The organism is Pedobacter sp. KBW06, from assembly GCF_003852525.1.
Classification (GTDB): Bacteria; Bacteroidota; Bacteroidia; order Sphingobacteriales; family Sphingobacteriaceae; genus Pedobacter.
In genome coordinates this window covers 1996736-2019337 of record NZ_QAJL01000001.1, presented here as the reverse complement: position 1 = coordinate 2019337, position 22602 = coordinate 1996736, and the positions used below count along the sequence as shown (strand labels likewise).

19 protein-coding genes are annotated in these 22602 nt (G+C 42.7%); 13 read left to right on the top strand and 6 right to left on the bottom strand.

Going from position 1 to position 22602, the window contains the following annotated elements; genetic code table 11:
* From DBR43_RS08230 to DBR43_RS08220, 3 genes are read left to right on the top strand one after another with little or no spacing between them, the layout of a single operon-like run.
* The gene (locus tag DBR43_RS08230) at positions 1-678 is read left to right on the top strand and encodes a succinate dehydrogenase cytochrome b subunit (protein ID WP_124579620.1); all 678 of its coding nucleotides are present in this window, start codon (positions 1-3) and stop codon (positions 676-678) included.
* Complete coding sequence (locus tag DBR43_RS08225; RefSeq protein WP_124579618.1) at positions 669-2585, top strand: fumarate reductase/succinate dehydrogenase flavoprotein subunit; 1917 nt, start codon at positions 669-671, stop codon at positions 2583-2585. The genes DBR43_RS08230 and DBR43_RS08225 overlap by 10 nt, the downstream gene beginning before the upstream one ends.
* Before the next feature lie 12 nt (positions 2586-2597).
* Complete coding sequence (locus DBR43_RS08220) at positions 2598-3341, top strand: succinate dehydrogenase/fumarate reductase iron-sulfur subunit (RefSeq protein WP_124579616.1); 744 nt, start codon at positions 2598-2600, stop codon at positions 3339-3341.
* A gap of 53 nt (positions 3342-3394) precedes the next feature.
* Here DBR43_RS08220 and DBR43_RS08215 read toward each other — a convergent pair whose 3' ends face one another.
* Positions 3395-4876 carry a glycine--tRNA ligase gene (locus DBR43_RS08215; RefSeq protein ID WP_073230325.1) on the bottom strand — a complete coding sequence of 494 codons (1482 nt, stop codon included), beginning with the start codon at positions 4874-4876 and terminating at the stop codon, positions 3395-3397.
* A 373-nt stretch (positions 4877-5249) separates the two neighbouring features.
* Here DBR43_RS08215 and DBR43_RS08210 point away from each other — a divergent pair, with 373 nt between their 5' ends.
* From DBR43_RS08210 to DBR43_RS08165, 10 genes are all read left to right on the top strand, one after another.
* Positions 5250-6170 carry a glycerophosphodiester phosphodiesterase family protein gene (locus DBR43_RS08210; RefSeq protein WP_199756986.1) on the top strand — a complete coding sequence of 307 codons (921 nt, stop codon included), beginning with the start codon at positions 5250-5252 and terminating at the stop codon, positions 6168-6170.
* Between the two features lies 1 nt (position 6171).
* Complete coding sequence (locus tag DBR43_RS08205) at positions 6172-6879, top strand: ATP-binding cassette domain-containing protein (protein ID WP_124579613.1); 708 nt, start codon at positions 6172-6174, stop codon at positions 6877-6879.
* Positions 6880-6971: 92 nt separating this feature from the next.
* Positions 6972-7499, top strand: coding sequence for an outer membrane beta-barrel protein (locus DBR43_RS08200; protein WP_124579612.1), 528 nt, complete (start codon positions 6972-6974; stop codon positions 7497-7499).
* Positions 7500-7727: 228 nt separating this feature from the next.
* Positions 7728-8258, top strand: coding sequence for an outer membrane beta-barrel protein (locus DBR43_RS08195; RefSeq protein WP_124579610.1), 531 nt, complete (start codon positions 7728-7730; stop codon positions 8256-8258).
* Between the two features lie 150 nt (positions 8259-8408).
* Positions 8409-9971, top strand: coding sequence for a hypothetical protein (locus tag DBR43_RS08190; RefSeq protein WP_124579607.1), 1563 nt, complete (start codon positions 8409-8411; stop codon positions 9969-9971).
* A gap of 220 nt (positions 9972-10191) precedes the next feature.
* Positions 10192-10920, top strand: coding sequence for a gliding motility-associated ABC transporter permease subunit GldF (gene gldF, locus DBR43_RS08185; protein ID WP_124579605.1), 729 nt, complete (start codon positions 10192-10194; stop codon positions 10918-10920).
* Positions 10914-12590, top strand: a complete 1677-nt coding sequence (gldG, locus tag DBR43_RS08180; RefSeq protein WP_124579603.1) for a gliding motility-associated ABC transporter substrate-binding protein GldG — start codon at positions 10914-10916, stop codon at positions 12588-12590. The genes gldF and gldG overlap by 7 nt, the downstream gene beginning before the upstream one ends.
* A gap of 34 nt (positions 12591-12624) precedes the next feature.
* Entirely contained in the window at positions 12625-13749 is a 1125-nt protein-coding gene (gene dnaN, locus DBR43_RS08175) for a DNA polymerase III subunit beta (RefSeq protein WP_074609461.1), read from the top strand.
* A gap of 86 nt (positions 13750-13835) precedes the next feature.
* Positions 13836-14525, top strand: a complete 690-nt coding sequence (locus DBR43_RS08170; protein WP_124579601.1) for a DUF4397 domain-containing protein — start codon at positions 13836-13838, stop codon at positions 14523-14525.
* 73 nt (positions 14526-14598) lie between these two features.
* Positions 14599-15258 carry a VTT domain-containing protein gene (locus DBR43_RS08165; RefSeq protein ID WP_124579599.1) on the top strand — a complete coding sequence of 220 codons (660 nt, stop codon included), beginning with the start codon at positions 14599-14601 and terminating at the stop codon, positions 15256-15258.
* Here DBR43_RS08165 and DBR43_RS08160 read toward each other — a convergent pair.
* Genes DBR43_RS08160 through DBR43_RS08140 form a run of 5 tightly spaced genes read right to left on the bottom strand, consistent with a single transcriptional unit; the run spans position 15255 to position 22529 of the window.
* Positions 15255-16211, bottom strand: a complete 957-nt coding sequence (locus tag DBR43_RS08160) for a zinc dependent phospholipase C family protein (protein ID WP_124579597.1) — start codon at positions 16209-16211, stop codon at positions 15255-15257. The two genes, DBR43_RS08165 and DBR43_RS08160, sit on opposite strands and share 4 nt — an antisense overlap.
* Before the next feature lie 35 nt (positions 16212-16246).
* Positions 16247-18106 (bottom strand): molecular chaperone DnaK, encoded by a 1860-nt coding sequence (dnaK, locus tag DBR43_RS08155; RefSeq protein ID WP_124579595.1) that lies wholly within the window; start codon positions 18104-18106, stop codon positions 16247-16249.
* Positions 18107-18145: 39 nt separating this feature from the next.
* Positions 18146-19246 (bottom strand): DUF3810 domain-containing protein, encoded by a 1101-nt coding sequence (locus tag DBR43_RS08150; protein WP_124579592.1) that lies wholly within the window; start codon positions 19244-19246, stop codon positions 18146-18148.
* Complete coding sequence (locus DBR43_RS08145) at positions 19246-20580, bottom strand: dihydroorotase (protein ID WP_124579590.1); 1335 nt, start codon at positions 20578-20580, stop codon at positions 19246-19248. Before DBR43_RS08145 ends, DBR43_RS08150 begins: the two co-directional genes overlap by 1 nt.
* A 26-nt stretch (positions 20581-20606) precedes the next feature.
* On the bottom strand, positions 20607-22529 hold the full coding sequence (locus tag DBR43_RS08140; protein ID WP_233602910.1) for a M1 family metallopeptidase: 1923 nt from the start codon (positions 22527-22529) through the stop codon (positions 20607-20609).
* Between the last annotated feature and the right edge of the window lie 73 nt (positions 22530-22602).

Genomic DNA, 22602 nt, shown 5'->3' with positions numbered 1-22602 from the left:
ATGAAAAGTACTTTCTCTACTCTGATGCGAAAAACGCTGATGGCCTTAACGGGATTATTTCTTTGCTTTTTTCTGGTGATCCACCTGCTGGGCAACCTGCAGCTGCTGTTGCCGGCCGTACAGGCAAAGGAAAGCTTTAACGGCTATTCTCAGCTGCTCTCCGGAAATATTTTCATTAAGATCATTTCCTATGTTTTATATACTTCCCTGATCGTTCATTGCCTGGACGCGCTGGTGATCACACTTAAAAACCGGAAAACAGCGGGTAAATATGCCGTTGATCAAAGAGGGGCATCGAGTAAATGGTATTCCCGGAATATGGGAATCCTTGGTACACTGATCCTGATCTTTCTGGTTTTTCATTTCAAAGACTTCTGGTATCAGTATAAATTTGGTGCATTACCAACGGATGAGTATGGTCATAAAGATTTATACACCATCGTGATCGCTGCTTATCAGGACTGGTGGTACGTACTTTTTTATGTGCTCTCCATGTTTGCCTTAGGGTATCACCTTTTACACGGTTTTTTTAGCGCGGCACGTTCCCTGGGTGTTTACCATCCAAAATACGTTTCCTGGATCAGAATCTTCGGCAGGGGCTATAGCTATGCCATCACGGCAGGATTTGCGATTATCCCGATTTACATTTATTTAACTCAGCATGTATCATGGAACTAAATGCAAAAATACCTCCCGGCCCCTTAAAAGATAAATGGAGTTTTTATAAAGACCATGCAAAACTGGTTAATCCGGCCAACAGAAAGAAGCTGGAAGTGATTGTGGTTGGAACCGGACTTGCCGGAAGTGCTGCGGCGGCATCGCTCGCGGAAATGGGGTATAAGGTCAAATCTTTTTGTTTCCAGGATTCTGCAAGAAGAGCCCATTCTGTAGCGGCACAGGGCGGGGTAAATGCCGCCAAGAATTATAAAAATGATGGGGATAGTGTGTACCGTATGTTTTACGATACGATTAAGGGAGGGGATTTCCGCTCCCGGGAAGCCAATGTTTACCGTCTGGCAGAGTGTTCCGCACAGCTGATAGACCAGGCAGTAGCACAAGGGGTGCCTTTTGGAAGAGAATATGGCGGCTACCTAAACAACCGTTCCTTTGGGGGTGTTCAGGTAAGCCGGACTTTTTATGCCAGGGGACAAACCGGACAACAATTGCTGCTGGGTGCTTATCAGGCATTGATGAGACAGGCTGCGGCAAAAACCGTGACGCTTTATACCCGTCATGAAATGCTGGATCTGGTCCTGGTAGATGGAAAAGCCAGGGGGATCATCGTCAGAAATCTGGATACAGGAGAGATTGAACGCCATACGGCAAATACGGTGATTCTGGCTACCGGAGGATTTGGAAAGATCTATTATTTATCCACCCTCGCGATGGGCTGTAATGCTTCTGCCATTTGGCGTGCACATAAGAAAGGGGCATTCATGGCCTGTCCAAGCTGGACCCAGGTTCACCCAACTTCGCTTCCGCAATCCGGGGATTACCAAAGCAAACTGACCCTGATGTCTGAATCGCTCCGCAATGATGGCCGGATTTGGGTGCCTTTAAAGCCGGAGGAGAAAAGAAAACCAAATGATATTCCTGAAGATGAACGGGACTATTACCTGGAACGCCGGTATCCTGCTTTTGGAAACCTGGCCCCAAGGGATATTTCTTCCAGAGCAGCCAAAGAACGGATCGATGCCGGATTTGGGGTAGGACCGCAGTTAAATGCAGTCTACCTGGACTTCTCTAAAGCGATCAAAGAACAGGGAAAAGAAAAGATTAAAGAAAAATATGGAAACCTGTTTGCCATGTACCGGAAGATTACGGATACAGATGCCTATTCAGAGCCGATGATGATCTCCCCGGCAGCGCATTTCTCTATGGGCGGACTATGGGTAGATTACGAACTGATGACCACCATTCCTGGATTATTCGCCCTTGGTGAAGCAAATTTTGCAGACCATGGTGCCAACCGTCTTGGGGCGAACTCGCTGTTGCAGGCTTGTGTGGATGGTTATTTCGTTGCGCCTTATACGGTATCTAATTACCTCGCAGGAGAGATTCATGCGGAAAAACCGGATGCGGAGGCACAGGAGTTCATAGATGCAGAGATTGGAGTGAGGGCACATTTAGGGAAATTACTCGCGATAAACGGAACTAAAACAGCGGATCATTACCATAAAACACTCGGTAAACTGCTGTATGATTATTGTGGCCTGTCCAGAAGTAAGGATGGGTTGTTGTATGCCATCGATGAAATCAAAAAACTGCGTGAAGATTTCTATGAGCAGCTCAAAGTTCCGGGAACGGAAGAAGAAATGAATGGAGAACTGGAAAAGGCAGGACGGATCAGTGACTATCTGGAAGTGGCAGAACTGATGTGCCAGGATGCTTTAACAAGAGAAGAGTCTTGCGGGGCCCATTTCAGGGAAGAATACCAAACCCCGGAAGGGGAAGCTTTGAGGAATGATGAAGCATTTTGTTTTGTATCCGCCTGGCAGTGGCAGGGGGAGGACAAGGAGGAAAGGCTGGTTCCTGAACCGCTGCATTTTGAAAACGTGGAATTAACCGTAAGAAGTTACAAATAATCAAACCGGAACATGAAGATCAATTTGAAAATATGGAGGCAAACTGATGCCGGAAGCCCCGGCAGACTAGTAGATTATGAGCTGGATCATGTCATTCCTCATATGTCCTTCCTGGAAATGATGGATACGCTGAACGAGCAGCTGATTCTTAGCGGGGACCGGCCGGTGGAGTTCGATCACGATTGCAGGGAAGGCATCTGTGGCCAATGCGGAATGATGATCAACGGGCGTGCACACGGGCCAATCCCGCACCTCACGACCTGTCAGCTGCACATGCGGGAATTTAAAGACGGAGATACGATTTATGTAGAACCTTTCCGGGGTAAAGGCTTTCCGGTAAAAAGAGATTTGCGGGTAGACCGGTCGGCATTCGACAGGATCATTATGGCGGGAGGTTTCATCTCGGTAAACACAGGACAGGCACCGGAAGCAAACGGAATTCCTGTGAGCCATGAACATGCAGAATCGGCCTTTGACTCGGCAGCCTGTATCGGCTGCGGTGCCTGCGTGGCCACTTGTAAAAACTCGAGTGCTGCCTTATTTACTTCTGCAAAAATTGCCCACCTGGCCAAACTGCCACAGGGAAAGATAGAGTCCAGGAAAAGGGTGCTTTCTATGGTAGAACAGATGGATATCGAAGCTTTTGGACATTGTACCAATACCGAAGCCTGTGAAGTGGAATGTCCTCAGGATATTTCTGTGCTGAATATTGCGCGTATGAATTGGGAATATACCCTGAGTAAAGTTTTAAAATAAAAAAACCGGTGTTATTTTTAACACCGGTTTTTTCAGAAGTATCGTTTCGGAACTTATTGCAATAAGTTTCTCCAGCTCACTTTGCTTGAGATTAAAGACTCCAGGTCTTTAATGTCGATGCGCTGTTGTTCCATGGTATCGCGATGACGGATGGTTACGGTATCGTCTTCCAGGGTCTGGTGATCTATCGTCAGACAGAAAGGAGTACCAATGGCATCCTGTCTGCGGTAACGCTTTCCGATGGCATCTTTTTCTTCGTATATACAATTGAAATCAAGTTTTAAACTGTTCATGATTTCTCTTGCTTTTTCCGGTAAACCGTCTTTTTTAGTTAATGGGAAGATGGCAACTTTTACTGGTGCTAAACAAGGGTGTAAACGTAGTAATGTTCTGCTGTCTTGTTTTTCTCCATCGCTCAGGTCCTGCTCTTCAAAAGCATTGATCATTGTTAAAAGGAACATACGGTCTAAACCGATAGAAGTTTCGATCACATAAGGAATATAGTTTCCATAAGGTTTTCCTTCTTCATTCAGTTCTGCATCAAAATATTGCATTTTCTTGTTAGAGAACTTCTGGTGTTGTGTAAGGTCGAAATCTGTACGGCTGTGGATCCCTTCTACTTCTTTAAATCCAAAAGGGAATTCAAACTCGATATCTGTCGCAGCATTGGCGTAATGCGCCAGTTTCACATGGTCATGGTAACGGTATTTCTCTGCAGGAGTACCCAATGCCTGGTGCCATTTTAAACGCGCTTCTTTCCAGTAAGCAAACCATTTGGCATCTTCACCCGGACGAACAAAGAATTGCATTTCCATTTGTTCAAATTCGCGCATTCTCATGATGAACTGACGGGCAATCACTTCATTTCTGAAAGCCTTTCCAATTTGTGCAATTCCGAAAGGAATTTTCATTCTTCCTGATTTCTGTACGTTTAAGAAGTTTACAAAAATACCTTGTGCCGTTTCCGGACGTAGATATACTTCGTCAGATCCTTCTGCCATTGCACCAAACTGAGTGCTGAACATCAGGTTGAACTGGCGTACTTCAGTCCAGTTTTTGGTTCCGCTTACCGGGCAGGCGATCTCATGCTCCTCGATTAATAATTTTAAACGTGGAAGGTCTTCTGCCTGTAAAGCCTCATCCATATCAGCCTGCAATTTTGCAGCCTTTTCTGTTTTTCCGTCTTTTTCGTAGCGGGCAATTTTATCTTCTAACAACTGATCGGCGCGGTAACGTTTTTTAGAATCTTTGTTGTCGATCATAGGATCGTTAAATCCATCTACGTGTCCGCTGGCTTTCCATACTTTCGGGTGCATAAAGATTGCAGAATCTATTCCTACAATGTTCTCATGCATCTGAACCATGGATTTCCACCAATAAGTTTTGATGTTGTTCTTTAATTCAGCACCTAGTTGTCCGTAGTCATATACAGCACTTAGTCCATCATAAATCTCGCTGCTTTGAAATACAAAACCGTATTCCTTGGCGTGTGATATTACATTTTTAAATTGTTCGTCGTTAGTATTCTTTGCCATAGTGATGCAAATATAGAAGATTAACAAATAAATTGGCTCAACTAAGTTGGATGATTCCGAAAATACAATCCGGGGGGTGTAAAGGCCAGACAGGAATAGCACAAAATCAGGACGTTTTTTTTGTAAACCTATATCCGGAATAAGCGGTTCGGAACTGTCCCGGAACAGCTTTTATCTGAGCTGGGTCTGACCTCGGTCTATACCCGGTGCAAGCCCGCTTGAAAGCGTGTTAGAGGCGGGTAAGCAAGGGATATAAATCGAGTATATAAGGAGCCGTTGTGTAAGCGGTCTTTTGCCTGTCGCCAGCCCGGGTAAATCCGCTTCAGGGCTTTTTCTTCTGGTGCTTTTATGCCTAATTTTCCTACTTTTGAACATGAAACAATTTAATCTGCTTCTGGCGGGCTTTCTTTTGCTTGCCGTATCCTGTACCTCCCAGACAAAAAATTACATTTCCTTTGGGAATGCTCAGGAACTAAGAGATTTTTTAAACAGAAAGACACCCGGATACCCGCTGATCAGTGCACATAGAGGAGGCCCTATGAAGGGTTTTCCTGAAAATTGTATCGCTACTTTCGAAAATGCAACAACTTATCAGCCTGTAGTGATTGAGTTTGATGTGGCATTGAGCAAAGATTCGGTGTTGGTGGTAATGCATGATGATCAGCTGGACAGGACCAGTAACGGGACCGGATTGATCAGAGCGCATACCTATGCCGAACTGCAGAAACTGCAATTGAAAGACAATTTTGGAACCTTAACGGCCTATAAAATTCCTACTTTAAAAGAGGTGCTCAGCTGGGGCAAGGGGAAAGTATTGTTTACCATTGATGTGAAAAGGGGCGTTCCTTTTGCTAAAATCATTGAGGAAGTGCGCAAGACTAAATCTGAATCGAATTCGATCATCATTACTTATAATGACAATCAGGCGGTAGAAGTACATCAGCTGGCCCCGGACCTGATGATTTCTGTTTCGGCTAAATACAGTAATGATTTGGAACGCTTAAAATCCAAGGGCCTTCCTTATAATAGAATGGTTGCCTTTGTGGGAACGGGTGGATTTGATCAGAAAGCTTTTTGGGCCTTACATCAAAAAGGAATTTCCTGTATCATGGGGACAATGGGTAACTTAGATAAACGTGCAATGATCAGGAAAAATATTAAGTATTATTATATGTACGCCGATAGTGGTGCAGATATGATCTCTACAGATAACCTGGTGATGGCAGGAAAAGAACTGGATCAATATCGGAAAGATAAGAAGATAACGTCTGTACACATTAAAAAAATAAAGTAAATTGAGTATTCAGGTAAGCGCACTGGCGAAACATTATGGCCAGCAGAAAGCAGTAGACGAGATTAGCTTTGAAGCTAAACCAGGAAAAATTCTGGGTTTTTTAGGCCCTAATGGTGCCGGGAAGTCAACCACGATGAAAATGCTGACCGGCTATTTAAAACCTACATCGGGTACCGCTAAGCTTTGTGGCTTTGATACCCAGGCGGACAGCCTGGAAGTGAGGCGCATTATGGGCTATCTGCCTGAAAATACACCATTGTATACAGATATGTACGTCCAGGAGTTTTTGCTGTTTGTAGCAAATACTTATCAATTGAAAGATGCGGCATTACGTGTAAAAGAAACGATAGAAAAGGTGGGCCTGGTTCCGGAACAGCATAAGAAGATTTCTATGCTGTCTAAAGGATACCGGCAAAGGGTAGGCCTGGCTCAGGCCATCATTCATCACCCGAAAGTATTGATCCTGGATGAACCAACTTCAGGGCTCGACCCAAACCAGCTGACAGACATCAGGGAGCTGATCAGAAACCTTGGTAAAGACAAGACAGTGATCCTTTCTACCCATATCATGCAGGAGGTAGAAGCACTCTGTGATGAAGTCATCATCATTAATAAAGGCAAAATTGTAGCGAATGCTACAATTACTGAACTTAAAAATGAACACAAAATGGCTTCTTTAGAGGATATTTTCCGAAAACTGACCTCTTAATTAAATTTTTTTCATGTGTTTGTAACATTTGGCCAAGTTTTTGTATCTAAGGGTTGATTTTAAATCAGTAATATAAATTTAAACTTAAACACATGAAAAAGTTATTTTTACTAACAGCAATCGCAGGTATTTTTGCATTCACTAATGCTAGTGCACAGAAAGATGCTGCTATGAACGGCCCTAAGTTAGGTATAGGTGCTGAATTCGCGTTTCCAATGGGAGACTTTGGAGATCTTGCTAAATTTGGTGTAGGAGGTTCGTTATTGTACCAACATCCAGTTGCTCCAAATTTGAACTTAACTGCAAGTGCAGGTTATTTGAGCATCAAGGATAAGGATATTATTGGTGGAAACACAACGGGCTTTGTTCCGGTTAAAGTTGGTGCAAGATATTTTATTACAGAAAACTTCTATGCTAACGCAGAGGTTGGTGCTTCATTTGGAACCAAAAGCGGTGTGGGAACAAGATTCGCTTATTCACCAGGTCTTGGTGTTGAATTTCCTGTAGCAGATAAAGCTGCAATTGATCTAGGTGTACGTTACGAGGGATGGTCTAAAGGAGATGCTTTAGTTACTCCGTCTTTCATTGGTGTAAGAGCTGCTTTTAACTTCGGTTTGTAAAACTTACCTCTTAAGCTTATAGATTCTTTTAAAGAATCTTACAAAGCCTTCCTGTGTACAGGAAGGCTTTGTTGTTTTATTCTATTTTGGATCAGGTTAGAGTTGATAAATGGATTCCTGAGCTCTTCAAAAGAGTTAAACGTCAATCTTCAGGATACCGGTCATTTATTTTTTTTGTATCTATGTGTCTAAATTTAGCTTCAGACTGTATTTTATTAATTAGATCTCATGAAAAGATTATTGTTGCTCTCCGCTTTCTTCACATTTGCCACAATCACCGCTACAAAAGCCCAAACCGGAGATCCTGCTATGGAAGGCCCGAAATTCGGGATTGGTGCCGACTTTGCCTTTCCTATGGGCAGTTTTAAAGATCAGACAAATTATGGAGTAGGGGGCTCTCTGTTATATCAGCATCCTGTTTCCAAAAATCTGAGTATTACCGGAAATGTGGGGTATCTCGAATTAAAAGGAAAGAAGACCATACTTAATCTCAAATACAGTGAAGGCTTTATTCCGGTAAAGGCAGGAGCAAGGTATTTCCTTGCGGAAAACATTTATGGTGGTGCTGAACTGGGTGTCTCCATTTCTACTGCCAGTGGCAACGGCTCAGGGACTTCGTTTATTTACGTGCCTGCTGTTGGGGTAGCATTCCCTGTTTCGGATAATGGAGTTGTAGATCTGGGTATCCGTTACGAAAGCTGGACGAGAAGCAGCAGTACCCGTTCTTTTATTGGCATTAGGGCGGGCTATAATTTTTAGTGGGTTGAATGTTGTCGCGTGTTTTATTGTGTTTTTTTCTATTAATTAGATTTTTTTATTTTTAAATTTCTATTTAAGTTGTTTTAATTTCTTTTTTAGATTTTCAGCTGTATATTTGAGTTTGTAAATCAATTTAAGAAAAAATAAAACATGAAAAAGAAATTAATCATCCTTTGTTCTTGTGTTTTTCTTTCTGTTGTTTCACAATCTTGTAAAAAAGATGTGAGTAAAGAGAATGGAAAAGACATTTTATCTAGTGTGGATTTGAAGAGTAATAATGCACAGACTAAATTTGCTGTTATCTTGGCCAAAGCAGTAAGCCAAGATCAGGGGCTACGATCCTTTTTAAAACAAGAAAGTGTAAAGCAATTTGATAAAGACTATGATGTCTTATATCAAATGATTAGAGATGAAAAAGTAGATGGGATAGCCACAGTTAGAGAAAAACTTATTCATTATGGAGGTTCTGCTAAGCAGTTAGATTCAATTGAAGCTGAATTGCCTTTATTGACGATATTTGTTCCGACTTTACCAGAGTTTTCACCAGAAAAATGGAACCCAGTAACAGAAATTCCATTGGTGGCGGCAGCTAATATTGGAGAAAATAATATATCCCTTTATAGTGGTTCGGGTGATAAAGTGGTTCTTAAACCTAACCAAATCCCGGGCGGACCTGTCCTGGTTATTAAACAGAATGAAAGACTGGTCGTAAATGGCGATGTTTCATCAAGGACGAGCATAGCGGTGCAAACAGAAAGTGCTAGTCATAATATTGCTTTTCGTAAAGGTAACCTATCCTTCGCTTTCGCAAACGAGGCGTTTAATGGTGTTAATAAGAAAGTAATGACGGAAAGGGTTGTTAACTCAACTGACATAGATCCCGTTAACATTGAAGCTTATAATTCAGGAAATGAGTGGCAAAGAGATTATGTGTACTATGGATTAACTGCTAGTAATCAAAAAGGACAATTGAAACGTAATTATTCTGAGTATATCACTTCATTTAAGTTTCTAACGCCTAACGCTTTAGGTATCATCGCTGATCAGGACGAAGATCCAAGACCTAATTATAAGTTTATGACTGGATACAGGGGTAATAAGGATGTCAGTATTCCCATGTGGACAGAAGGTAATTTTGAATTTTGGATAACTGTTTTAATTAATGCAAGAAATGGTATCGGATCACAGAATGTTTACGTTATGAGTGCTGGTCCCAATGATTTATTTGATGTTCAATATAAAATGGTTGATCAGATTAAGCTGGGATTTCCTAAGATAGATATTAAATTTTACGAAATAACTGGTATTACCCCAAAAGAATTTAATCCCAACATTCGATTGGTTCCATGGGATCTAGAAAGCTATGGAACTGCTTGGAAATTCATCGTTTATGAGAAAGATAACGCTCAGACCGAAACAAAAACTTATGAAAATGAGACAACATATGCAGCTAACTTCGGAGTTGAATTTGGGGCAACAGCCAAATTAGGTTTTAAATTTGGAGCTAGTGCTACTACAAGAAATAAAATTACCCATAGTGTAGCGACAACGCTTACCTCTGATTTCTTGGGAGAAGCAGTGGTAACTTTCGATCAGCCAATAATTACTGGTACTTTCCTTGATCCATCTGGCGCAATGAAATATAAAACTTTTGAAATACCATCAGGAAATATATACAGTATAAGTATAGAGCCGAAAAACATTTTTAACTAAAATGGTGTGATCTGTTATCCACAGTAGTAAAACGGATTATATTACTGCTGTGGGTAACAATTTGTGTATAGAAGACATCAGGTTAAATGCGAAAGACAGTTCTATATTTTAGAGAATCGTCGTGTCTGAGGCGTTTTAATATTTAAAATAATAAATAGCCAACCAATAATGAGTTCATTTGTTTGATATTTTCTAACTTCGGCATCGTTAATTAAAATGCATGTACGCTGTCTTTAAAAGGGAATTATTTAGTTTGTTGAACTCCTTAATGGCTTATATCACCATTGGGGTTTTCCTTCTGGCTTCTGGCTTATTGTTGTGGTTTTTTCCGGATACTTCCATTCTGGAATATGGCTATGCTGAGCTGAGCAGTTTTTTCAACCTCGCTCCTTTTTTATTCCTCTTTCTTATTCCTGCCATTACCATGCGTTCTTTTGCAGAGGAAAGGCGGGAAGGGACCTATATTTTACTTGCTACAAGACCAGTCACCGACTGGCAGATCATACTGGCCAAATACCTCGCTTGCTTTGTTTTGGTGCTTTTTGCATTAATCCCTACGCTGATCTATTTTTATTCTGTATCTCAGCTGGCTTTGCCAAAGGGAAATATCGATACCGGGGCAACCATTGGTTCTTATATCGGCTTGTTGTTATTGGGGGCCTCCTTTCTCTCTGTCGGAATTTTTGCTTCTTCGATTACAAAAAACCAGGTTGTGGCCTTTGCCATTGCCGTATTTCTTTGTTTCATCGCCTATAGCGGATTTGATGCCATGAGCCAGATTTTCGGTTTCCGTGCCATTGAAAATATATTACTGAGCCTGAGTGTAAATGAACATTACCAATCCATCAGCAGGGGGGTATTGGATACCCGTGATCTGATTTATTTTCTCAGTTTCATTGCTGTATTTCTGGGACTGACTAAACTTGTGATCGGAGGTCGGAAATGGTAGGCAACAGAAAAAAACTACTCAGCATTTTTGTTTTTGTGACGGGCCTAATCCTGATCAATGTTCTTGCGCAATACCTGTATACCAGAATTGACTTCACCAAAGAAAAGCGGTTCAGCCTGACACCGAAATCAAAAAACATTCTCGGGAAGATCAGTCAGCCAATTACGATTACTGTATTTTTAGATGGTGACCTGCCTGCTCCTTTTAAACGGCTGAGAAATGCCACCAGAGATCTGCTTGCTGATTATAAAGCGTATTCAGGAAAAGAAATAAAAGTGATTTTCAAAGACCCGATTTCAGGGCTTTCGATACCAGAACAGGATACCTTGATCAATAATTTATACCAGTTGGGGATCGAACCTACCACCGTAAACATTAAAAATGACGCAGGTTTTGCGCAAAAGATGGTTTTTCCGATGGCGATGCTCGAGGCCGGGGATCATCAGTTGCCGCTCCGGTTATTGCAAAATCTGAATGCTACGGGAAGTTACGAGGAAAACATCAACAATTCTATTCAGAACCTGGAATACCTGTTTACCGGCGCGATTCAGAAAGTGCTGAGTAATGAGCATCCCCGAATCGGCTTTACAGAAGGTAACGGAGAGTTGCCGGACCTGTCTTTAAATGATGCCATCAACAGCCTTTCAGAAAGTTATGAAGTAGGACGGGTAAACCTGAATACCATTGATGCTGCGGGACTGGATAAATTGAAGGTGCTGATCATTGCAAAACCACAGCAGGAATTTACGGAGGCCGAAAAATACAAGATCAATTATTTTGTCATGAAAGGGGGCAGGGTAGTCTGGACGATAGACCAGGTGAGTGCCGACCTGGATAGCCTGAAGGGATCGGGCGAGCAGCTGGCCTTCAATAAAAAGCTAAACATAGACGACATGTTGTTTATGTATGGTGCCCGTGTAAATTACAACCTGATCGCAGACGCGAATTGTGTAGAGATTCCGCTAAGCATGGGACAGCAGGGACAAATAGAACTGGCGCCATGGGTGTATTACCCATTGCTGATGCCGGATACGGCGCATAACCTTGTCAAAAACATCGATGCGGTGAGAGGGGAATTTAGCAGTACCGTAGACACGATCGGGGTAAAAGGATTGAAGAAGACGGTAATCCTGCATTCTTCTCCGTTTAATAAGGTTTTCAACGCGCCAAAATTGCTTTCTCTGCAAATGGTGGCTGAACAACCCGATCCGCGGGATTATGCCAGTGTGCCGCAAAATCTTGGGGTATTAATTGAAGGGACTTTCCCTTCCATATTCCTGAACCGCGCGGTTCCGGCGGGCATTACCGGAAATTATGCGGTTCCTGCCCAAAGTAAGCCGAACAAAATGATTGTCATTGGTGATGGCGATGTCTTCAAAAATCAGCTGAGCAGCAAGGATGGTTCTGCATTTCCCTTAGGTTTCGACAGATACACCCAAAAAAGCTACGGAAATAAAGCATTGTTGTTAAATATTGCAGATTACCTCTCAAATGATGATAATTTAATTACTTTGCGCAATAAGGAGGTTAAGATCAGGTTATTGGATAAGGCAGGTCTGCGTACAGAAAAGCTGCAATGGCAATTGATCAATATGGCTTTGCCTTTATTATTGTTAATATCGTTCGCAATTTTTCAACATTATTACCGTAAGCATAAGTATGCAAGGTAATTTTTATATTTTTGAGAACTGACTAGATCATACTATGAGATTTATTGTATCCACATCAACGTTATTAAAACATTTGCAAACAGTAAACGGTGCGTCAAGCAGTAGTACTGTATTGCCAATACTGGAAAATTTCCTCTTTGAGATTAAAGACGGAAGTTTAACCATATCTGCCACTGATTTACAAACCAGCATGACAACCTCCTTACCGGTGGAGTCTAAAGAAGGCGGAAAAGTAGCTGTGCCGGCAAAAATACTTTTAGACACTTTAAAAACACTACCTGATCAGCCGATCTCTTTCAATATAGATGACAATACCTTTTCTATTGAAATCAGTGCCGGTGATGGTAAGTATAAATTAAGTGGAGAAAATGGAGATGATTTTCCTAAAATACCAACGGTAGAAAATGCTTCTTCTGTAAATTTACCAGCTTCAGTATTAACAGAAGCGATTACCAAAACTATTTTTGCAGTGAGCAGTGATGAGTTACGTCCGGCAATGACAGGCGTATACTGCCAGCTTTCTGAACAACACATTACTTTTGTGGCTACCGATGCACACAAACTGGTAAGATATAGAAGAATGGACAGCAAAGGAGATAAAGCTTCTTCTTTCATCCTTCCTAAAAAAGCATTGACCTTATTGAAAGCAGCACTTCCTTCTACTGATGCGAATGTTTCTGTGGATTACAATGCTACAAGTGCTTTCTTTAAATTTGAAAACATCAACCTGGTTTGTCGTTTAATCGATGAGCGTTATCCTGATTATGAAGCAGTAATTCCTGCGAATAACCCGAATAAACTGATCATTGACCGTGCATTGTTCTTAAATACCCTGCGTAGGGTGGTTATTTTCGCTAATAAAACCACACATCAGGTGCGTTTAAAAATCAATGGCAGTGAACTGAACATCTCTTCTGAGGATTTAGATTTCGCGAATGAGGCACATGAGCGTCTGAGCTGTCAGTATGAAGGTGAAGATCTGGAAATTGGTTTCAATGCCCGTTTCTTAATCGAGATGTTGAGCAACCTGAGCGGAGAAGAAGTAACATTGGAACTTTCTACACCTAACCGCGCAGGATTACTGATCCCACAAACAAACGACGAAAACGAAGACGTATTGATGTTGGTGATGCCGGTAATGCTGAATAACTATAACTAAATTTAAAATTAAATATATTGGAATGGCTTGGTTTTTGACCAAGCCTTCTTTTTGTAAAATACTTTGTAAATTAAATTGTTGTTGTCATGGAAAAAAAGTTCTCTTACCCAAAAAGTGTTAATTTAGCCCTGACTGTCATTTGCATTGGCCTGGTAACGCTATTGAGCTCCTGCCTTAAGGACCCTAAACCTGTTCCTGTAGGAGAAGCGAAATTGAGGTATGTGAATGCCGCATATGGTTCCAGCGCACAGTCTTTTTATGTCAATGGTAAACGGTTTGGAGAAGGACTTGTCAATTACGGACAGGCTTCTGCTTTATTTCCCGTGGTCTCAGGAACACAATCCCTGGCCTTTGCCGATGAAGCAACCTCCCAACCTACAGCGGGCATCAACGGATCGCTTGCCATTGACGGCAGCTATTCGATCTTTCTGTTTAAAAATTTAGAGGGCAAAGCCGAACTTCTGGGAATAGGGGATAACCTTACTGCCCCGAACGCCGGAAAAGCTAAAGTCAGGTTTATTCACCTGAATGGTTTTCTGAATAATTCCATTTCCATAAAGACAAGTACGGGTACAGACCTGGTCACTGCCATCCCTTTTACCAGCAGCACCAACTACTTTCAGGTAGATCCGGGAACGAAGTTCATTGCTTCGGGAACGGGCGTAACCAACAATCCGGAAATAGACCTGGGAATCCTGGCGGGTAAGATTTATACGATCTGGCTTAGCGGAAGTGCATCAACGGAATTGAAAGCTTATTCATTCACAGCTAATTAAATTTACATTACTAAATCAAAAATAGCATGGTTATTGCCATGATATTCTTAATTTTGGGCTTAATTTATACAACTTGGAACTTTTCTCACAACTGGTAGATTTTATATTACACACCGATAAGGCTTTAGTACAGCTGGTAAGTGATTATAAAACATGGACTTATCTTATTCTTTTCTTAATTATTTTTGCTGAAACCGGTTTTGTGGTTACTCCATTTTTACCCGGCGACTCAATGCTGTTTGCAGTAGGTGCACTCATTGCAAAAGGAGGCACAGGTCTGGACATCTGGGTCATGTTCCTGCTGTTAAGTGCCGCCGCCATCCTTGGAAACAGTTTGAATTACAGGCTCGGCAGTTTCTTTGGCGTAAAAGTCTTTAAAGAAGGAAATAAGATTCTAAAACTTGAATATTACAATAAATCGCATGAATTCTTTGAGAAGCATGGTGGAAAAGCAATTATGTTTAGCCGTTTTCTTCCGATCTTCAGAACGATAGCGCCTTTTGTTGCCGGAGTAGCAAAGATGCCTTTTGGCAGGTTTACCTATTACAATGTGGTAGGTGGTCTTGGCTGGATCGGTAGTTTGTTGTTTGCAGGTTTCTTATTGGGACAAATTCCGGTGATCAGAGATAACTTCTCTATTGTGATCATCACCATTGCAGTCGTGACTTTCGCTCCGGTGATCTACGCCGCAATTAAAAGCAGGATTAAACCTAAAGATATCATCGAAAGCTAAGGCTCCCGGCCAATCAGCTGTCCTTTATCATAACTTCTTTTGTCTTCCTCAGCCTTTTTCAGGTCTGATGAAGACATTTTTTTTTGAATCAGATTCCGCAATTCCGGCTGTCCGGCATCAATCCAGGCAGAATACCAATAGGAGCCTGTGGCTAAAATCGCGGCACGCATCTGTCTTTCCACCATATGGTTCATCTGTTCATGGTAAGCCCTGGAATAAGCCAGAGAGTATTGTCTCATCACCTGTTGGTTTCTTTTCGAAAAGCTGTACTTTCTATAGGCAGGAAAGCTGGCGTTAAGCCTGGCTTCCAGTGTCAGTACACTATCCAGCAGCGCATGACTATGGCTGATGATTTTCCAGGCCTTCCCGAGCGGGTCTTCTATATATGCAGCCTTGCCAACCCTGTAATTGTACTTTTCGGCAAACAGTTCCGGTAAACGGCTCTCCCAGAAAGCATGGATGCCATGTTGATTGCTCAGTTGCCCGTTATGGTTTTGTGTGGTATGAAGGGGAACATGTGCATCGGCAACATAGTGCCCTAGGTAGGCAGAATAGACCAGGATCATTATCGAATCCCTGTTTTTAAAGGCATTGACGAGCTTGTAGTAGGACTTTTGGATCTGCCAGGGCAGCGTTCCGTTGCTGCTTAATTTCTCCGCCCCGTATTTTTTTAGCGCTTCATTATATGTCCTGGGAATGCTGTCAATATTTGATTCATAGACTTCCACATCAAGGTAATGTCTTGGTGCTTCGGCAGAGTCTGCATAACGTCGTTTATCAGCATCTACAGAATGATCGCTGAGGTATTTGATGTTTGCCTTGTAAAATGTATTGATGCCGTTGTGGAGCGTAAAAACAGCAAGATGATTGATCCGTTTATGGGCATAGAAACCCCAGGAGCAAAAAAGAAAGGTTCCGGCACATAGCATTACAGAGATCAGCAAATACTTCATCTCTGTAAAACTATATAAAGGAACCTATTGAGTGGTTATTTATCTATGCTTTTTCCTTTCATGGCGGAGGATACCGCCACATCCATCACGCGCTCGGCAAATGGACGGGTAAATTCATTCAGTTCATCGGCTTTTTTAAGGATCTCGTCCTTTTCTGCTTTCGCTAAAGCCTGTTTAAGGGCCTCAATATGAGTTTTTGTGTCCGCAATTTCTTCTGCGGTCAGGAAGCTGCCATGCTTTTCGATAAAGCGCTCCGCAGTATAGGCCAATTGTTCCCCTTCGCTTCTGGCTTCAATCAGCATGCGTTGTGCAACGTCGCTTTTTGCATGGGTAATGCTGTCGATCAGCATTTTCTCTACGGTATCATCGCTGAGGCCGTAACTTGGTGTAATGTCAATCTCCTGTTTTACTCCAGACCTTAGTTCTATCGCCTGAACGGTTAGAATTCCATCGGCGTTGAGCATAAAGTTGATGTCTACCTTTGGCAATCCGGCAGGCATGGCAGGAATGCCTTTCAGGTCAAATTCTGCTAATTTTCTATTCTCCTGTACCAGGTCGCGCTCTCCCTGAAAAACAGAGATTTTCATGTTTACCTGTCCGTCGATAGAGGTCGTATATTGTCGTCCTGCTTTTGTAGGTACTTTTGCATTTCTCGGGATGATCACATCCATCAGTCCGCCCATGGTTTCAATACCCAGGGAAAGCGGGGTAACATCCAGCAAAAGAATGTCGGAGCGGTTTCCGGCAAGGATATCAGCCTGAATGGCTGCACCAAGGGCCACCACTTCATCCGGGTTGATCTGATCATGAGGAGTACGGCCAAAAAACTCAGCAACCTGTGCTTTTACATAAGGCGTCCGGGTAGAACCTCCAACCAGCACTACTTCGTCAATCTCCGCAACAGTAAGTTTGGAATCCGTTAAAGCCTGTTTACAGGAATTCAGTGTTTCTGCTACTTTCGGTGCAATCAGCGCTTCAAAAGTTTGTTTATCTAAAGTACACCAGATGTCGCCGATCTGCTCATTGAACAGGTTCTGGCTGCTCAGTGCTTTTTTTGCTTCTTCAGCTTTTAACCTCAATGATTGCATTAATCCGGAATCCTGAGCCAGGGCAGCTGCATCGAGTTTATTTTTTTCTATCCAGTAATGAACGATGGAACGGTCAAAATCATCTCCTCCTAAAAAGGTATTTCCATTGGTGGACAACACTTCAAAAATGCCGTTTTGTATGGATAAGACCGATACATCAAAGGTTCCGCCACCAAGGTCATATACGGCAATGGTTTTCTGTTGATTGGGATCAAGGCCCAGGCCATAGGCCAGACTGGCCGCAGTAGGCTCGTTTACGATCCTCAGGACATCCAGACCTGCCAACCTGCCTGCATCCCGTGTTGCTTGTCGCTGGCTATCATTAAAATAAGCAGGAACAGTGATCACGGCACGGTTTACCGGTGTTTTTAAAGCATGCTCAGCCCTTGCCTTCAGTTCTTTAAGGATCTCCGCAGAAAGCTCAATAGGGGTGTAGAACTTGTCGCCGGCTTTAATTTTTACCAGTGAATCATTTTCATCATCAATGATTTTATAAGAAAAGGTATCCTGGTGACTGGCAACATCCTTATAAGACCTGCCCAGCAATCTTTTTACAGAAAAGATGGTATTTGCAGGATCTGTAATTAAAAATTCTTTGGCTTCATTTCCTACCAGCGCATCTCCTTTAGCATTAAAATGTACCACCGAAGGAACCAGTAAACCCTTTCCGGTATCATTGATCACCTGTGGGTTTTTGTCCGGGTTAATAAAGGCCACAAGGCTATTGGTGGTGCCAAGGTCAATGCCGACGATGATCTCTTCTTGTTGCAGGGAGCCTGTTGCCAGGTTAATGGATATCTTTGCCATAGTTTGGCAAATTTAGGAATGTTTTAAGGTTTTTTTGTGTTAAGGTTGTAATGTTTTGAGCTTCTGCCTTTGAATCAGCTCTTTTTTGTGGATATTATACAACCAGATCACAATATCCTGATAGCTGTCGGCACCCTTAGCCTGGTTGTTGAGTTTTAGAAAACCATCCAGTGCGACGCCCATATAGCCATACATATCGCTGTTGTATTTCTGCCAGAAAGCCCTTTCCGTTTTGAAATCTTTAATGGTTTCCGGATTGATGCTGGCATACAGCCGTTGATAATCTTCAGGGGATTTAATTCTGATCTCAAATAAAATACTCCTCAGCATATTGTAGGCTGCAGAATACCGGAAGTTTTCGTCTGTACTATGAATGGCTGTTAAGTAGCCGATCAGATTGGCTTCATCTTCCCGTCCTATGCCCAGCTGGTGCGCAATTTCATGACAGGTTATAAAAGGCAATGATACTGCAGGGATTCTCATATTGACATTGGCTTCCCCCGACAATGGGTTATAATAACCTTCTATGCCGATTTTGGTCACGATCCAGCTGTTCAGGACCGCTTTCACTGATGGGCTGCGATATTGAAAAAAAGCATTTGTTTTTTTCATCACATCGTAGGCTTCTTTTGCCTTACTTTCCAGCTGATCAATGTTGTAATTTTCTTTTTTCAGGTGCTGAAAGGTATTCAGCTTGTCGATGAAATACTCCCCGAGTAAAACCAATTCTGTGGTATTGTATTTTTCGTCCGGGATCCCCAGTCGTTTGGAAATAGAGGGGCGTGAATAATTCAGTCCCCAGAGGATTTTAAAAACGAGGTATAAGATCAAAGAGAAATTCAGCAGCTGCAAAGGGATCCTGATCCGGTCTTCAGATTTTAACTTCTTTTGAGAAAGCTTTTTGAAAAAATTATAGATGCATCGAAGCATGTACAATACCAACAGGAGGTACAGGAAATCCCCAAGGGCAAAAGGAAAGAAGGAACTGAGGAAACGCTGAACAACGGAGATTAGCGGATAGAGACCATCTGAATAAAACTTTTCTACAAATGAGCTGTTCATCCCGGCGAGAAATACCAATCCCGACAGGAGGAACAGCAGGACAAACTGTTTAATCCATGGTTTGTCCTTTAATGTCATTATCTGTTGAAATTTAGTCTTTTACCAATGGCATTGGTCATGAATTTTCCTTTCTGATAAGCCAGGTTTCCGGACACAAAGGTATGGGTGATTTCTGCCTGGAAGGTTTGTCCTTCAAAAGGAGACCATCCGCATTTGTACCATAGGTTTGCCCTGGTTACTTTCACGGGGTCATTCAGGTGAACCAATACCAGATCTGCCCAATAGCCTTCTCTGATAAATCCTCTTTTGTCGACGTTGAAGCAGGTGGCCACATTGTGCGCTGTTTTTTCAGCAATCTGTTCCAGTGTAATTTTCTTTTGATGATACATCTCCAGTAAAGCAGATAAGGCATGTTGTACCAGCGGGCCTCCGGAAGGGGCTTTCAGGTAAGGTTGCTCTTTTTCTGCGATGGTATGTGGGGCATGATCGGTTGCAATAATGTCAATATGACCATCTAATACACCTTTTAGTATCGCATCCTTATCCTGTGCTGTTTTTACCGCCGGGTTCCATTTGATCCAGTTGCCTTTGGCTGCATAATCCTGATCATCAAACCAAAGGTGATGGATACAGGCTTCTGCTGTAATTCTCTTGTCTTTTAATGGGGTAACCGCATCAAAGAGAGCAACTTCCCTCGCGGTAGAGATGTGAAGGATATGTAAACGGGTATCGTATTTTTTAGCGAGTTCAACAGCCATCGACGAAGAGAGGTAACAAGCTTCTGCACTCCTGATGAGCGGGTGCATGTCTATGGTGATGTTGTCTCCATATTTTTCTTTGTAAGCAGCCATGTTCTCACGGATGGTTTTTTCATCTTCGCAATGGGTGGCAACGAGCATCGGGGCATCTTTGAAAATGTTTTCCAATACTTTCTCATTATCAACCAGCATGTTTCCGGTAGAAGAGCCCATAAAGACTTTAATTCCGCAAACATTTTTAGGGTCTGTTTTTAAAACCTCGCCCAGGTTGTCATTGGAAGCTCCCATGAAAAAGGAATAATTGGCCAGTGAAACTTCCGAAGCGATCCGGTATTTGTCGGCCAGCAATTCCTGTGTCAGGGTATTGGGTACGGTATTTGGCATTTCCATCCAGGAGGTAATCCCTCCGGCCACTGCAGCCATGCTTTCAGTAAAGATATCTGCCTTGTCCGTTAAGCCGGGTTCCCTGAAATGAACCTGGTCGTCAATCATACCCGGAAAGAGGTGCAAGCCCTCTGCATTAATTTCTTTTGCGCCTTCCGCCTGAATATTGGGGGCGATTTTTTCAATAAATCCGTCTTTAATTAGTACGTCAGCAACAAAGATTTGGCCTTCGTTAACCACTGAGGCCGCTTTTATCAGAATGGTGTTCATGACCTCAAACTTAAATAAAAAAATTGTTATTTGCTTTTCCAGGTATTATCTCCGGGATTTGCATCTACAAATAATCCTCCGTTTATATCGATTTTCGATACCGCCTTCTTCGCATTCAGGGAAACCACTGCTGCTTTCTGGTTGGCTTTCCATAAGGCAGGTGTCTGGTGGAAAAGTTCGGTGGATCCGTCCTTATAGGTGAGTTTCACGTCAAAAGGAACAGCAAAACCACCGGTATTGCGGAGGGCAAGCTGATACGCCAGGCCTTTGTTCGTTACTTTATTGATGCTCAGGTCGATGTAATTGTTGCTGAAAAACCAGTTGTTCCAGTACCAGTTCAGGTTTTGTCCGGAAACATCATTCAGGGTATAGAAAAAATCCCATGGAATCGGATGTTTCCCATTCCAGCGGTCCATATAAGCATGCAGGTATTTTTTGAAAGCGACATCGCCAAGCATGTCTTTTAATGCGAGATAAGCCAGGGAAGGTTTCACATAGGCGTTATTGCCATAGCCAACTCCGGAAACCTGGGTAGACAAAGAAATGATGGGCTGGTCTTCTTCTGTCGAAGGGTCAAAGATCCACCTGTTCACCCGGAATTTTTTGTAATTGTCGTCCGCTTTCTCTTTTCCCAGTTGCTCTATGCCAATGAGGTATTCCAGCGTGGTTGCCCAGCCTTCATCCATATGTGCATAACGGGTTTCATTGGTGCCCATATAAAAAGGGAAATAGGTATGTGCGATTTCGTGGTTCAGTACAAACTGGGAGAATTCGAAGTCGGGCGTACTGGAATCGTTTACCATCATCGGGTATTCCATGTCGGCAAATCCCTGAACGGCGGTCATCTTTGAGAAAGGATAAGGAATTCCCGGCCAGTTGTTCGAGAACCAGTGCAGGGCCTGTTTAGACCAGGCGGTTGCCTGCGCAAAGTCTTTTGCTTTGGCATCGTAAGCCGATTGTACGCTCGCCCTTCTGTTTGTTTTTGGATCTACAATTACACTGCCTGCATCCCAGAGGTAATGGTTACTCAGCGAGAAGGTCATATCGGTGATGTGATTGGCGGTAAATTTCCAGCTGTTCCATTCGTTCTGCTGGGTCACCTGTCCTTTGGACATTTCTTCCGCATTGGCGATGGCAATGATTTCCTCGCTATTGTAGGATTTTTTTAACCTTGCGGCATACGCAGGCTGCAGCACTTCGTCCGGATTCTGAAGATCGCCGGTAGCCCATACCACATAGTTCTTTGGCGCTTTAACGGTCAGCTGGTAATCGTTAAAGTCATTGTAAAATTCTGCACGGTCGGTATGTGGGATTTGGTCCCAGCCGTTATAGTCGTCATATACAGAGATCCTTGGGAAAGCATAGGCAACGAAGAAAGTCGTGCTGTCCAGCTGTCCTTCTCTTCCGCTTTCTTTGGAGAGGGGGTAGGCCCAGCTGATGTTAAAAACAGCCGTTTGCCCGGGATTGAGCGGGCTTTTTAAGGGGACATCTTCTACAGTACCCCAATTTTTGGTGTTGAGTGAATAGCTTTGACCGTCGACTTCAAATGCGCTGATGTCGAGTCCTGAGGTCAGGAAATCTTTGCTGACATATCCTGACCTTGGTGCCTCTGGCTTATGAAGGTTGTTCACAAAGCGGATGGCTACCTGTCGGAGGGTGTCCGGACTGTTATTGGTATATTTTATGGTTTCAGTTCCTTCGACCAGTTTGGTGCCGGGGTTTACCTGGATCCGCAGGTCGTATTTCCCCTTATTTTGCCAGTATTGCTTACCTGGTTTGCCGTCTTTGGAACGGGTCCCTTTATCGTAAGCAGCTTTAATGTTTCTTGGCAGGTAGAGCTCCTGAGCGCGTAAAGCGGTATCCGTAGTGATAATTAGAGCAAGGGTAAGGGGAAGACCAATGGTTAGCAGCCTGAAGATATTCTTTTTCATCATTATATATCTATACATAAACAATGTTATCGTTGTATAAAAGTAGTGGTTTTATATATAGCTTGTTGTAGCTAAATTTAAACTGAAAGAT